This is a genomic window from Myxococcus eversor (assembly GCF_010894455.1).
In the GTDB taxonomy this organism is placed as follows: domain Bacteria; phylum Myxococcota; class Myxococcia; order Myxococcales; family Myxococcaceae; genus Myxococcus; species Myxococcus eversor.
In genome coordinates this window covers 58983-72710 of record NZ_JAAIXY010000010.1, presented here as the reverse complement: position 1 = coordinate 72710, position 13728 = coordinate 58983, and the positions used below count along the sequence as shown (strand labels likewise).

Annotated in this window: 10 protein-coding genes; 6 read left to right on the top strand and 4 right to left on the bottom strand. The window is 68.4% G+C overall.

Features of this window, described 5'->3' with window-relative positions:
- The first annotated feature begins 69 nt into the window (after window positions 1–69).
- A complete protein-coding gene (locus tag G4D83_RS21115; protein WP_163866618.1) occupies window positions 70–444 on the top strand; it encodes a hypothetical protein in 375 nt (124 codons plus the stop codon).
- 96 nt (window positions 445–540) lie between these two features.
- Here G4D83_RS21115 and G4D83_RS21110 read toward each other — a convergent pair whose 3' ends face one another.
- On the bottom strand, window positions 541–3090 hold the full coding sequence (locus G4D83_RS21110; RefSeq protein WP_163866617.1) for a response regulator: 2550 nt from the start codon (window positions 3088–3090) through the stop codon (window positions 541–543).
- Between the two features lies 1 nt (window position 3091).
- Complete coding sequence (locus tag G4D83_RS21105; RefSeq protein WP_163866616.1) at window positions 3092–3838, bottom strand: sensor histidine kinase; 747 nt, start codon at window positions 3836–3838, stop codon at window positions 3092–3094.
- A 347-nt stretch (window positions 3839–4185) separates the two neighbouring features.
- Here G4D83_RS21105 and G4D83_RS21100 point away from each other — a divergent pair, with 347 nt between their 5' ends.
- Window positions 4186–4614: a response regulator gene (locus G4D83_RS21100; protein WP_163866615.1), complete on the top strand. Its 429-nt coding sequence runs from the start codon at window positions 4186–4188 to the stop codon at window positions 4612–4614.
- Between the two features lie 55 nt (window positions 4615–4669).
- The gene (locus G4D83_RS21095) at window positions 4670–7330 is read left to right on the top strand and encodes a GAF domain-containing protein (protein WP_163866614.1); all 2661 of its coding nucleotides are present in this window, start codon (window positions 4670–4672) and stop codon (window positions 7328–7330) included.
- Window positions 7331–7370: 40 nt separating this feature from the next.
- Here the strand turns inward: G4D83_RS21095 and G4D83_RS21090 are convergent, their stop codons facing one another.
- Window positions 7371–8114, bottom strand: a complete 744-nt coding sequence (locus tag G4D83_RS21090) for an SDR family oxidoreductase (RefSeq protein ID WP_163866613.1) — start codon at window positions 8112–8114, stop codon at window positions 7371–7373.
- A 190-nt stretch (window positions 8115–8304) separates the two neighbouring features.
- On the opposite strand from G4D83_RS21090, the gene G4D83_RS46875 reads away from it, so the two are divergent.
- The 3 genes from G4D83_RS46875 (at window position 8305) to G4D83_RS21080 (ending at window position 12720) form a co-directional block, all read left to right on the top strand.
- Entirely contained in the window at window positions 8305–8439 is a 135-nt protein-coding gene (locus G4D83_RS46875) for a hypothetical protein (protein WP_255203130.1), read from the top strand.
- A 122-nt stretch (window positions 8440–8561) separates the two neighbouring features.
- Window positions 8562–9308 carry a hypothetical protein gene (locus G4D83_RS21085; RefSeq protein ID WP_163866612.1) on the top strand — a complete coding sequence of 249 codons (747 nt, stop codon included), beginning with the start codon at window positions 8562–8564 and terminating at the stop codon, window positions 9306–9308.
- Window positions 9309–9816: 508 nt separating this feature from the next.
- On the top strand, window positions 9817–12720 hold the full coding sequence (locus tag G4D83_RS21080) for a PQQ-dependent sugar dehydrogenase (protein ID WP_240356464.1): 2904 nt from the start codon (window positions 9817–9819) through the stop codon (window positions 12718–12720).
- Window positions 12721–12781: 61 nt separating this feature from the next.
- Here G4D83_RS21080 and G4D83_RS21075 read toward each other — a convergent pair whose 3' ends face one another.
- Complete coding sequence (locus G4D83_RS21075) at window positions 12782–13606, bottom strand: helix-turn-helix domain-containing protein (RefSeq protein WP_163866610.1); 825 nt, start codon at window positions 13604–13606, stop codon at window positions 12782–12784.
- Window positions 13607–13728: the final 122 nt, after the last annotated feature.

The window sequence follows — 13728 nt, the reverse complement described above, 5'->3', positions numbered from 1 at the left end:
GCCTTGCGCCATGGCCGACCGCCGGCGCCGCCCTGCTCCGCGCCCTGGCCTTCAACCTGACCTCTGGACATGCCTGCCAAAGAGACTCGAGTACTCCTCGACACCATCGATTTTCTCGCCGTCAACACACAGTCAATTCGCCTGCGCGACCAGCATCATCAGGTGCACGCGGGCATCGCGCTGCTCGACCGGCACCAGCTTTGGCGCCCCGTCGGAGCCAACGCCAGGCGTGCGTCCGCGGCAATCGTTGGCGTTCTCGTGCAGACCATCTACAACTTGTTCGGCGACGCCCACAACGAGCCGCGCCTGTTTCGCCTTGCCGACAAGCAATGCGGCAAGGAGTGCGCGCGCATCGTCGAAGCATTCCAGTTGCAGCGCCACCGTCGGGTCAAGGAGTTCTGGACCTACTCTCGTTCTGGCCTCAACAAGCCGATAGCCGACTGATTCGCACCGGAAAGGCAGGAGTCGCCACTCGGGCGCTGCGTCCGGAGCGCGCCGCGGCCCAGGCACGCTGGAGCCAGACCCCGTGCGGCCACCCGCTCAGGCGGGGGTGTTTCGCACACGCTCGCCCCATGGGGCCGTGCGTCCGGTCAGCGCGGCCAGCACGCCCACCAGCTCCGCGGGCTCGATGGGCTTGGCCACGTGCATCTGGAATCCCGCGAGCAGCGCCCGGGCGCGGTCCTCCATCCGCGCGAAGGCCGTCAGCGCGATGGCCGGCGTCTGCCCTCCTTGCTCCGGAGGCAACGCGCGCAGCCTGCGGATGAAGGAGTACCCATCCTCTCCAGGCATCCCGATGTCCGACAGGACGACCTGGGGCTGGAACCGCCGCAGTTGCTCCAATCCCTCCCGGGCACTGGCCGCGGTGACGACCTGGGCCATGCGGCTCTCCAACATGACGGAGAGCAGCTCCCGGGCATCGGGCTCATCGTCCACCACCAGCACCCGCAGCCCCTCCAGCACGGTGATGGGCAGCGGCGGCGCGCCCAGACGCGCCGTGGCATGGAGCGCGGGCACGCTTCCCCGGAGCTGTGACGCCGTCGCCACCGGCAACCTCAGGCTGAAGCGCGCGCCCTGCCCCTCTCCCTCGCTGAAGGCCTCGATGACACCTCCATGCAACTCCGTGAGGTGCCGCACGATGGCCAGTCCCAACCCCAGCCCCCCGTGCTTCCGGGTGGAGCCGCCGTCGGCCTGCCAGAAGCGCTCGAAGATGTGCGTCAGGAAGGCCTTGGGGATGCCCTGGCCGTTGTCCCGCACCTCGATGACCACGGCATCCTCCACCCGCCGAAGGCTCGCGGTGACCTGACCGCCCCGGGCCGTGAACTTGATGGCATTGGAGAGCAGGTTCCAGACCATCTGCTGGAGACGGTCGGCGTCACCGCTGATGGGCCCGGTGTCCGGGTCCAGCTCCGCGTGCAGCGACACGCCCTTCGTCTCGGCCGCATGGCGCACCGAATCCAGCGCGGCCTCGATGAGCTCGCGGGGATTCACCGGCCGGACCTCCAGGCGCATCTTGCCCGTGATGATCCTCGAGACGTCGAGCAGGTCCTCGATGAGCTGGGTCTGCACCATGGTGTTGCGCTCCACGGCCTCCAGCGCGCGTCCGTGTTTCTCCGGAGCCAGTTGCCCCGAGCGCAGCATCCGCGTCCAGCCCAGCATGGCCATCAGCGGGGTGCGCAGCTCGTGGGAGACGGCGGCGAGGAACTCATCCTTCGCGCGGTTGGCCTGCTCGGCCATCGTGTGCTCGGCCTTGGCCATCTCGAAGAGCCGGGCATTGTCGATGGCGATCTCCGCCCGACGCGCCAACTCCTGCACCAGCGCCAGGTCCCTCGCGGTGTAGCGGCGTCCGGGCCCGAGGGCGCAGATCTGCAGGGCCCCGAAGACCCGCCGCTGCGCCCACAGGGGAACGACCATCCACGAGCCCGGCCGGAGCTGCTCGTCGGAGCCTGGCCTGTCCAGCGGGCCCAGCGCCTCCTGGACCACCTCGTCGGTGGGCTCGGACACCAGCTCGGGCTCCCCCGTGCGCAGCACCCGGGCAGGGCCGCGGTCCGCCGTGGCCAGGGGAGGATGCGTCCGGTGCAGCTCGCGCAAGCGCGGCACGCGCGAGGCATCCGCGTGGGCGACCATCACCTGGCGGATGGGCCCGTCGTCCTCCTGGAGATAGACGGCGCACCAGTCACCCAGCCGGGGGATGAGCAGCGTCGAGAGTCGCTCGAGCGTGACGGACATCTCCAGCGAGGCGGTCAACAGGGCGCTCGCCTCCGCCATGAAGCTCAGGGTCTCCGAGGCGCGCTTCTGGTCATCGATGTCGGTGCACGTCCCCAACCACTGGATGATGCGACCATGGGCATTGCGCAGCGGCAGCGCCTGGACGAGATGCCAGCGGAAGGTGGCATCCGCGTGGCGCCGGATGCGGAACTCGCTCTCGAACGCGGCGCCCGACAGGAGGCACTCCCGCCACCGGGCGATGCAGCCTGGGAGGTCCTCCGCGTGGAAGACGTCGGGCGGTGGCACGTCCACGCGCGCGCCGCCGGCCTGCGTCCCCAAGGCGCGCAGGCCGGTGTAGTCGTACCAGCGTCGGTTGAAGTAGTCGGGAATGCCGTCCGCTCCAGCCGTCCAGACAATCTGCGGCAGCGCCTCGGCGAGCGCCCGGTGCTGCTGCTCCGCCATGTGCAACCGCATGGCCTGCCGCAGGCTCTGCGTCAGGTGCTCGGCGGACAGCTTCGCCTTCGAGATGTAGTCGGAAGCCCCCGCCTTCATCAGCTCCACGGCCGTCTGTTCGCTCCCCTGCCCCGTGAGGACGATGATGGGCGAGTGGGGCCCCATCCTTCCCAGTTCGCGAAGAACCCAGAGCCCGTCTTCCGCCGGCAGGTGGAAGTCCAGGAGGATGACGTCGAAGGACTGCGCCTTCAGGCACTCCAGGGCCTCGCGCCCGCTGGTGGCCTCCACCACCTCCGCGGCGAGCCCTCCCTTGGACAGGAGCCGCTGGACCAGGAGCCGGTCCACCTCGTCGTCGTCAACGAGCAGCAGCTTGAGCGTCTCGTTCGCGTCCGGAACGTCCAGGGACGTGGGAGGAGCCGAGTCATCGCTCATGTCACTCCCTCCTCGCGTCAGGCCAGGTGAAGTGGAAGGTGGCGCCATGGCCCAGGTCCGACACGACGCCCACCTGACCTCCCCGGCTCTCGACGATTCGCTTCACCACGCACAACCCCATTCCAGCCCCCTCGACCTGGTCGCGTGCGACGAGCGTCTGGAACGGGCTCCAGATCTTCTCGTGATGCTGGGACGCGATGCCCTGACCATTGTCCGTCACCCGGAACTGGGGGACGCCCCTCACGCCCACCACCTCGACCCGCACCCGGAGGTCGTCGCGGCGCGCATGCTTCGCGGCGTTGGAGAGGAGGTTCATCAAGACCTGTTGGAGCGGAAGCCGCTCGGTGGTGAGGATGGGCATCGCCGGACCGAGGTCCAGCCGGGCCGGACTCCCGGCCGTGAGCTGCGCCATCAACGCCTGAAGCAAGGCACCGACGTCCACCGGCTCGGGTGCATGGCGCCAGCGCGTCGCGCGGCTGTATTCGAGAAGCCCCTCGAGCAGGGTCTCCAGCCGTCGCACGCGCCCCCGCAGCAACCCGAACTGTCGGCGCGACTCGGCCCCGAGCTGGGGAGTCAGGTCCTCCTCGAGCCACTGGGCCAGGTTGGAGATGCCACGCAAGGGGGCCTTGAGGTCGTGGCTGGCCACATAGGCGAATTGCTCGAGGTCGGCATTGTTCCGCTGCAACGCTTCGCGGAGGGCTTGGACTTCCGCGAGGAGCTGGTCCTTCGACTTCTGGGAGTCATCCATGAAGAGATATCTGGCGCGGGCCGCGGCGGCTCACCGCGATACATCCGTCACACGACGGCACTCAAGTTAAGGCATGGGATGCGGTGGGCTTCGCGGGTTTCGTGCGGAGCGCGGGTTGAGTCTTGAACAATGGCTCCCGAGCCCCCTCGGAGCACAAGCGCCCGGAGGCGCTCGCCGGCCCGGTCACCCATCGGCCGGGCAGGGCTCCACGGCACCTGTCAGGAAGGGAACAGGACGGCTCGAGACGTTGCCAGGGACAAAACGGTGGACGCTAGAAGGGTGCCCCCTCGGGCCCCCCGAATCGAGGCGCGCCCCCCGCGGGCTCAACAGGACTGGATGACGCACCCATGGTCGGCGACAAGAACGACAAGACCCTGAACATCCTCCTCATCGAGGATGACGAGGTGGACGTGATGAACGTCCGCCGGGCCTTCCAGAAGAACCACATCGCCAACCCGCTCTACGTGGCCTCCAACGGGCTCGAGGGGTTGGAGGCGCTGCGCAACGGGACGGTCCCCGAAGGGCGCCGGCTGGTGCTGCTGGACCTCAACCTGCCGAAGATGAACGGCATCGAGTTCCTGCGGGCCCTGCGCGCGGACCCGGAGCTGAAGGCGACCTCGGTGGTGGTGCTGACTACGTCGGCCAACGAGCGCGACAAGATTGACGCCTACAACCTCAATGTCGCGGGCTACCTGCTCAAGCCGGTGACGTTCATCAGCTTCGTGGAGGTGATGGCCACGCTCAACAAGTACTGGACCCTGGTGGAGATGCCCTGAGCCGCCACCGCGCCACGGTGGCCGGGCGGAAGTGCGATACCCAGCGATGCGAGACATGAATCACAGCGACGTCCTCGCGGAAGCGGCGCCCTCCCTCGACGCCCCCTTTCTCGCGGGGGATGGAGAGATGGCCCGCCGGATGCGGGAGTTCGACTGGGCGAGCTGCCCGGTGGGCCCCGTGGAAGAGTGGCCGCAGAGCCTGCGCACGGCGGTCAGCATCTGCCTGGCCTCGCGCCATCCCATCGAAATCTGGTGGGGGCCCGAGTTCGCGCGTTTCTACAACGACGCCTATCGCCCCATCCTCGGCGTGCACAAGCACCCCCAGTTCCTGGGCCGCCCCGGGCGCGAGTGCTGGGGGGAGATCTGGGACGTCATCGGCCCGATGCTCGAAGGGGTGCGCGCCACCGGCAAGGCGACCTGGTCGGAAGACTTCCCGTTGATGATGACGCGCAACGGGTACCTGGAAGAGACCTACTTCACGTTCTCCTATGCGCCCCTCTGGAACGAGGATGGGAGTGTCGGAGGAATCTTCTGTGCCTGTGCCGAGACGACGCCGCGGCTCTTGAGCGAGCGACGGCTCCGGCTCCTGCGCGCCCTGGGGGCACAGACGGCCGCGGCGCCGACCGCCACCGTGGAGGAGGCCTGCGCGCAGTCGATGCGGACGCTCTCCACGGGACAGCACGACGTGTCGTTCGCGCTGATGTACCTGCTCGAGCCCAATGAAACGGAGGTGCGCCTCGCGGCCACCCTGGGCCTCGAGGAGGGTGGACCTTCGAGCCCCGCGCGAATCGAACTCAGAGAGGGGGAAGTCGGCCTCTGGCCCTTCGCCGAGGTCGCCCGCACGCAGCGCCCCGTGCGCGTGGCCTGCTCCGAGCCGCTCGGACCCTGGCCTGGGGGTGGGTGGCCGGAGCCGGCCCGGGAGGCCATGGTGCACCCGCTGTTCCGCTCGGGAGAGAACTCGCTCCAGGGCTTCGTCGTGATGGGCGTCAGCCCGCGCCGCCTGCTGGATGACGCCTACCGGGACTTCTTCGACCTCGCCGCCGGTCACATCGCGACGACCTTGTCGAGCGCGAAGGTCTATGAAGAGGCCCGCGCGAATACGCGACATGCGCAGCTCGGAGCGGACATCGGCGCGGCGCTGACCAGCCTGGCCTCGCTTCACGAGCAGCTCCGGCGGTGCTGTGAGGCGCTCGTGACACACGTGGACGCGGCCTTCGCCCGCATCTGGGTGCTCGACCCGCCGGGGGGCATGCTCGAGCTCCAGGCGAGTGCCGGACTCGATACCTCTCTGGAGGGCGCACACGGCGGGGTGCCAGTCGGCGTCCTGGAGATTGCCCAGACCCGCGAGCCGCACCTCACGAATGACGTGCTGAACGACCCGCGCGTGGGCGACCCCGCCTGGGCGGCGCACGAGGGGATGCGGTCCTTCGCCGGCCATCCGCTCATCGTCGACGGCAATCTGACGGGGGTGCTGGCGCTGTTCTCGAAGAAGGCGCTCGCTCCGGAGACGATGGTCGTCCTGGCATCCGTGGCCAACTCCATCGCGGTCGGCATCGAGCGCAAACGCGTCGAGGACGAGCGGACGCTGCTGCTTGCCCGGGAGCAGGCCGCGCTCGCGGAGGCCGAGCGGCAGCGCTCGCGCCTGGAGTCTCTGTTCATGCAGGCCCCGGCGGGCATCTGCGTCATGCGCGGGCGCGACCATGTCTTCGAGTTCGCGAATCCGCGCTACGTCCAGCTCATCGGAGATCGCGACATCGCGGGCAAGCCCGTGCGCGAGGCACTGCCCGAACTGCATGAGCAGATTGTTCCGTTGCTCGACCGGGTGTACCTGACTGGAGAGCCGTTCTTCGGGAACGAGTTGCAGGTCCCGGTCCTGCGCCAGGGCGTGGTCCAGGACTGCTTCTTCAACTTCATCTACCAGCCCATCTATGACTCCTCCGGAACAGTCGAAGGCATCGCGGTGGTCGCCTTCGAGGTGACCGACCAGGTCCGCGCCCGCCAGCGCGCGGAGCGGCTCCGCGAAGAGCTGGAGATCACCAACCAGGACCTCGACCAGTTCGCCTACGTCGCGTCGCACGACCTGAAGGCCCCGCTGCGCGGCATCTCCAGCCTGTCGGAGTGGATTGAAGAAGGGCTCGCGGACACGATGACCGAGGAGACGCGCGGGCAGATGCGCCTCCTGCGGGGGCGCGTTCACCGGATGGAGGCGTTGATCAACGGCATCCTGAGCTATTCGCGCGTCAGCCGGATTCGCGAGAAGCTGGAGACGGTGGACGTGAGGGTGCTGCTGATGGAGAGCCGCGACCTCCTCGCGCCCCCCGCCGAAGCGACCATCGTCGTCGGCGCGGGGATGCCCACGCTCCAGGCGGAACGGGTGCCGCTCCAGCAGGTGTTCATGAACCTGATGAGCAACGCCCTCAAGCATGCGGGAAGGACGGACTCACGCATCGAGGTCACCTGCACCGACGCGGGGGCCTTCCACGACTTCACGGTGAAGGACAACGGCCCTGGAATCGATCCGCAGTTCCACGACCGCATCTGGGGCATCTTCCAGACCCTGGAAGCGCGCGACAAGGTCGAGGGAACGGGGATTGGCCTGTCGGTGGTGAAGAAGATCGTCGAGACGCGAGGTGGGCGCGTGGCCGTGGAGTCCACGCTGGGAGCCGGGGCGGCGTTCCACATCTACTGGCCCAAGCGGCCCAGGGTGTTCGAGTAGCCCCGGTCCACGCCGGCTGACGCACCCGCGCCAGGCCCGCTCACGCCGACCGGGCCAGCGCGACCGCGTCGGGCCCCGCTGGGAAACGGAGCGTCCCCGACGTGTCGTTCGCGGCGAGCCAGACGCCTTCGGCCACGTCGGACTCGCGCGTCACCGCCGCCGGCTGCCCGAAGGCGGCGAAGATGCGCTGCGCGAAAGGCGCGTACGGCTCGGGGAACAGCCCCTCCATGCGGGCGCTTCCGTTGCTCGTGAAGCGGGTGCTCGGGCCATAGCCCGGCTCGACGAGTTTCACGCGCAGGTTGAAGGCTTCGAGCTCGAACGCGAGCGACGCGGTGAATCCCTCGATGGCCACCTTGCTCGCGGTGTACACGGCCACCAGTGGCATCGGCGCCAGCGTCGCGCTGGACGTCACGTTCACGACCACGCCCGACTTGCGTGCGCGAAACTGGGGCAGCACCGCCTGCGTCATCGCCATCACCCCGAAGACGTTGGTCTCGAACACGTCGCGCACCGTGGCCATCGGCGTGGCCTCGAAGGCACCCATCAGCCCGAGGCCCGCGTTGTTGACGAGCACGTCGATGGGCCCGCTCGCCTCCAGCGCCGCGGCGATGCTCTCGGGCTTCGTCACGTCGAGCGGCACCACGCGCAGCCGGTCCGAACGCGGGAGGACGTCCTCGCGCGGCGTGCGCATGGTGGCGACCACGTTCCAGCCCTTCTCGTGGAAGTAGCGCGCGGTCTCGAGTCCGTAGCCAGAGGAACAACCCGTGATGAGCACCGTCTTCATGTCGACTCCTGGGGTGGCCGCGATTCGCGCGGCGTTGATGGTCCCAAGGTACGCGCGGCCGGCAGGACTCTCCACCATGAGGGGTCCACATTTCTTTGGCGAGAGTCCAGCCACGGGCCCCTCCCCTCAACTGGAGGGGTATGGGTTGCCGGATGCGAAGCGGTGCCAGGAGTGCGGGGGCGTCGTTGGGATGCGGACGTGGCTTCCTCCCTACCGGGTCGAGCCGCGGCTGAACGGAGCCGCGCCCGGCGACTTCATCCAGTCCAGCGGCGCCGGCTCGGACCTCATCATCTCCGAGCGCTTCGCGGACGCATTCCGTCCCTGACGTGTGGAATCGGAGGCCCCCGTATGCTCGCGCTCATGCGAAGACACCTCTGCTTCGGAGCCGCCCTCCTCCTCGGACTGTCGGCCCCCGCATGTCGAACGAGCCACCCCACGGCCGCGCAGATGCCTTGCGAGCTCACCGAGCAGCCCACGGAGGTCATCGCGGTGGAGGGGAAGCCCCTTCCCGGCGAGCGGCATGAGGTCTTCGACTTTCCCGACACCCCCGCGTGGTGGGCGGACGCGCCCGAGGACGCGGAGCGCCAGCGCTACCGGGAGGCCCTGCGCACCCGGCTCGGCGAACCCGCGCTCGTGCAGCGCGCCCTCCTGGAGCGCTCGCAGGCGCGCTTCGCGGCCCGGAAGGACGTCGCCCGGCGCGAGGCGGAGAACAGCGCCCGCGTGCTCGACGGGAGCGCCGGCGCGGTCGGCCCCAGCTCCTGCCTGGAGTGGAGGCTCTTCCAACGGCAGGCCCGGCGCTTCCCCATGCTGGAGCACCCCACCGAGTTCCACGCCTACGTCCTGCGCGGCCCGGAACGGGTGCGCGTCTATTTCTCCGGCGCGGACCACGTGGGAGGAAAGCTCCGGTCAGAGGTGACGGAGCGGGTGGCCCAGGACATCGCGCGCGGCTTCAGGCTGGTGGCCCACGTCCACAACCACAACTTCATGTTCGACCGGAAGCCAGGGGACCGGATGTGGACGACACCCGAGACAGTGGATGACATCGGCGGCGGCGTGGCCCCCAGTCTCAGCGACGTCCAGGCCTACCGGAACCTGCGTGAGTCGCTGCGGCTCGAGGCCGCGTGGGTGACCAATGGCCTGGAGACAGGCCGCTTCTCCGCCAAGGACTTCGACCTGTTGTCCGCGTGGGAGTGACGCCCCGCGCCCAGACCTGCTGGAGCCAGGCAAGGACTCACTCCACCGTCGAGCGTGTCCGGCTCTTGTCTGCTGGAGCGGTCAATGATTGCCATGATGGCATCAAGAGCCACCTGCTCCTTGTCCTTCATCACCTTGTGTGAGCTGCCCGTGGCGAGGATGTACGTCCGATTGGGATGGACGCCCTCGAACCTCTCGTCGGGCAGACATGACTCTGTCACCTGCTCGTGACAGAGCCCTTCGCATCACTCGCCTTCTTCCTTGGGTTCAAGGTTCCAGCAGCACACGACGGAACCGCCTGTCTAAGTGCACGCGCCCTTACATCCAAGAATTGAGAGACTTGATATGTCGCTCAGACAAACAGGTTTTCGATGTAAAACCGGACAGCACCACCACCAGCGCTCACGCAGTCCCTGGGCCGTGTGAGCCTGTTCAACCGGGAGAAGCCGCGATGCAATCACAGGTGAGAACGAGTGTCAGAGCGTGGGGCCCCAGTCCGCGCATCGTCATGTGCGCGGTCCTCGCCCTCGTCGTGGGCTGCTCGATGGAGTCGCCGCCGGAGAAACCGGAGCTCGGGGATGCTCGCGCGGGCGCGGTCGTCCAAGACGCCAACTTCGCCGACTCCGTCTTCGTCGGTGGCCTCTCGGGGCCGACGACCATGACCTTCGCGCCCGACGGGCGCCTGTTCGTCTCGGAGAAGAACGGCTCGCTGCGCATCGTCCAGAACGGCCAGCTCCTGGCGACTCCCTTCTTGACGCTCGCGGTGGACACCGGCAACGAGCGCGGGCTGATGGGCGTCGCGTTCGACCCCAACTTCGCCAGCAACAATCATCTGTATGTCTATTACACGTCCGTCGCGGGCAGCATCCACAATCGAGTCAGCCGCTTCACCGCCAACGGCAACGTCGTGGTTCCCGGAAGCGAGCTGGTGCTCGCCGACCTTCCGACGCTCGACGCCGCCAATCACAACGGCGGCGCGGTCCGCTTTGGCCTCGACGGCAAGCTCTACGTCTCCGTCGGAGAAAACGCGGTCTCTTCCAACTCGCAGAGCCTGAATACGCCCCTCGGGAAGATGCTGCGCTTCAACTCGGACGGCACCATTCCCACGGACAATCCGTTCTATGCGACGGCCACCGGGCTGGCCAAGGCGACCTGGGCCATGGGGCTGCGCAACCCCTTCACCTTCGACGTCCAGCCCGGCACGGGCATCCTGTTCATCAACGACGTGGGCGAAGGCGGCTGGGAGGAAATCAACCGCGGCGTGGCCGGTGCCAACTACGGCTGGCCGATGACGGAAGGCTACTTCACGAACCGCCCGGGGCTCACGCCGCCGTTCTTCGCGTACCCACATGGCTCCGGCACGGCCTTCGGCAACTGCATCGCCGGCGGGGCCTTCTACAACCCACCGGTCTCCGCGTTTCCCAGCGCGTACGTCGGCCAATACTTCTACGCGGACTTCACCAACGATTGGATCTCCCGCATCAACCCGAGCACTGGCGCGACCTCGCTGTTCGCGACGACCGTCCCGGGGCCGGTGGACCTCGACGTGGGGCCGGACGGCGCCCTCTACTACCTGGCGCGCAACGCGGGCCAGGTGGGTCGCATCGCCTACACGGCTTCGCTGCCGCCGAGCATCGCGCAGCAACCGGCGAGCACGTTGGTGTCGGTCGGCACTCCGGCGACCTTCACGGTGTCCGCGAGCGGCGAGCCGCCGCTCACCTATCGGTGGCAGCGCAATGGCGTGGACATCGCCGGTGCGACTTCGACGAGCTACGTGCTGAACGCCGCGCAGCTCGCCGACAACGGCGCGCGCTTCCGGGTGGTCGTGACCAACGGGATTGGCTCGGCCACCAGCACCGAGGCGGTGCTGACGGTGACGTCCAACAAACCGCCGGTGGCCACGATTGTGACGCCGGCCGTGGGCGCGACCTACACCGCGGCGACCGACCTGCTATTCTCCGGCTCGGCCAGCGACCTGGAGGATGGCGCGCTGCCGCCGAGCGCGATGACCTGGAGCATCGCCTTCCATCACGATACCCACACGCATCCGGCCATGCCCGATACCACCGACATCACGAGTGGAAGCTGGCCCATCCCCAACATCGGCGAGAGCTCCGCCAATGTCTGGTACCGCTTGATGCTCACGGTGCGCGACTCCATCGGACTCACCCACACGGTGTATCGCGACATCCACCCCGTCACCGTACCGCTCAGGGTGACCAGCGTGCCGAGCGGACTCCAGGTATTGATGGACGGGCAACCGTTCGCCGCGCCGCACGATACGACGGGCGTGGTCGGCGTCATGCGCTCGGTGGGCGCCGAGTCGCCGCAGTACTCGAACGGAAAGTTCTACGCGTTCTCCTCGTGGTCCGACGGCGGCGCGCGAATCCATGCCTTCACCACGCCCGCCAGCGCGGCCACCTACACGGCCACGTTCACGGAGACTTCGGGCGGGAGCTGCTACCAGATTCAAAGCGAGCGCAGCGACAAGTGGCTCACCGTCGACGTCGCGGGCAAGGTCGTCGCCGGCAGCGCGACGCAGGCAGGAGGGCAGATCTTCCAGCTCGTTCCGAACGGCGCGAAGTACAAGCTCAAGGGCTCGGGAGACGCGTTCCTGACGGTGGTGACCAATCAGCTCGCCATGAGCGCCAACTTCGCCAGCGGGGAGTCCTTCACCCAGATTCCCTGCGGCTTTGGCGCGCGCACGCGGGTTGGATTCCAGGCGTCGGCGGGGAGCGCGCCGCATTGGAAGGAGACGACGCCGGACGGGCCCATCCAGAGCGGTGACGGCGGCAACGGCGGCGCCTGCAACCCGGCCGATGCGGGCACCTGGGAGGGCTTCTACCTCGAACCGGTGAGCTGCCCTGGGGGCGGCACCGGCCCCGTGTGCGGCAACGGCACCGTCGAGAGCGGCGAGCAGTGCGACGATGGGAACACCCAGCCGGGCGATGGCTGCGATGCGACGTGCCGCATCGAGACCAGCGCCGCGGGCTGCTTCCGCATCCAGAGCGAGCGCAGCGACAACTGGCTCACCGTCGACGGGGCGGGCAAGGTGGCCGCCATCAGCACGACCCAGGCGGGTGGCGCGGTCTTCGAGCTCGTCACGAGCGGCACGAAGTACAAGCTCAAGGGAGCGAGCGGCGCGTACGTGGCGGTGGTCGCGGACCAGCTCACCGTGAACGCCACGCTCAGCACGGCGGAGCCGTTCACCCGCCACGCGTGCGGCGTCCACGGCGGCCGCAACCGCCATGGCTTCGAAGCGTCGACGGGCACCGCGCGCAACTGGAAGGAGAACACCCTCGCCGCGCCCATCCAGAGCGGCAACGCCGGCAACGGGGGCATCTGCAATCCCGCTGACGCGGGCTCGTGGGAAGGCTTCTACCTGGAGCCCGCGACCTGCCCCGGTGCCTGACGGACCAGCGTCATGACTCGCGGCCGGGCCATCAGGGTCCGGCCGCGGGTGAACCAGGTCGTCACCGCACGGAGCGCGCGAACTGTCCCGGCGTGAGCCCGACGATGCGCTTGAAGTGCCTGTTGAGCTGGCTCTGGTCGTAGAACCCCACCTGGGGAGCAACGGACGAGGGAGACCTCCCTTGGGTCAGGAGCCCCATGGCCCGGGAGACGCGCAGGTGGGTGAGGTACGCGTAGGGCGGCATCCCCACCTCCTCGCGGAACGCGCGACACAGATGGAACTTGTCCAGGCCCGCATGTCCGGCCAGCGCGTCCAGCGAGATGCCCTCCTCCAGGGAGGCATGCAACACCTCGAACGCCCTGCGGACAGACCGACTCGAGTGCCGCATGGGAGCGGAGGGCGACGCCCCGAAGCAGCCCACCAGCGCCGAGAGCGCCTCGATGGCCGCGGTCTGGAGCATCAGGGCGCTGGAGGAGGGCCTGGGCCCCTCGTCGGTGAACAAGGCATGGAGCCGGACGAAGGGCGCGGCGGCGGGGAGCTCTCTCGCGAGCTGGGCGTGAAGCAGGCGGGAGGAGGCTGGCAGGCGCATTCGCTCTCGCGCCTCGGCGACGAGTGCCTCGTCGAAGGCAAACACCTGGAAGCACGCGGGCCCATCACGACGGAGGTCTCGATAGACGTCTCCACGCTGCTTGATATCGAGGGTCCCCGGCGTCGAGTAGCGGACCTCCCCATCACACGTCCACTCCGCTCGCCCGGCGTACGTCATCATCACCGAGTAGCGCTCCTTCACCGCACGCCACAGCCGCCCATCGGTCCTGTAGCGCACCACTCGCAGGCCCGGCACTTCGGGAGGGAAGAAGGCGCGGATGGACAGCGGAGAACCCACGCCCCAAACCTAACCCGGCCCGCGCCTGGCGCTTGGGCGTTCTTGGCGGAGCATCTCCCGCCAACAATGCCCAAGCCCGCCCTCCGCCCGTGCCCTACGTATCCCTCCTCTCTTGAAGCAGG

Bases quoted from the DNA above. Each gene is read 5' to 3' on its own strand.
- G4D83_RS21115 (WP_163866618.1), top strand. From the start codon at position 70: ATGCCTGCCAAAGAGACTCGAGTACTCCTCGACACCATCGATTTTCTC.
- G4D83_RS21110 (WP_163866617.1), bottom strand. From the start codon at position 3,090: ATGAGCGATGACTCGGCTCCTCCCACGTCCCTGGACGTTCCGGACGCG.
- G4D83_RS21105 (WP_163866616.1), bottom strand. From the start codon at position 3,838: ATGGATGACTCCCAGAAGTCGAAGGACCAGCTCCTCGCGGAAGTCCAA.
- G4D83_RS21100 (WP_163866615.1), top strand. From the start codon at position 4,186: ATGGTCGGCGACAAGAACGACAAGACCCTGAACATCCTCCTCATCGAG.
- G4D83_RS21095 (WP_163866614.1), top strand. From the start codon at position 4,670: ATGAATCACAGCGACGTCCTCGCGGAAGCGGCGCCCTCCCTCGACGCC.
- G4D83_RS21090 (WP_163866613.1), bottom strand. From the start codon at position 8,114: ATGAAGACGGTGCTCATCACGGGTTGTTCCTCTGGCTACGGACTCGAG.
- G4D83_RS46875 (WP_255203130.1), top strand. From the start codon at position 8,305: ATGCGGACGTGGCTTCCTCCCTACCGGGTCGAGCCGCGGCTGAACGGA.
- G4D83_RS21085 (WP_163866612.1), top strand. From the start codon at position 8,562: ATGCCTTGCGAGCTCACCGAGCAGCCCACGGAGGTCATCGCGGTGGAG.
- G4D83_RS21080 (WP_240356464.1), top strand. From the start codon at position 9,817: ATGTGCGCGGTCCTCGCCCTCGTCGTGGGCTGCTCGATGGAGTCGCCG.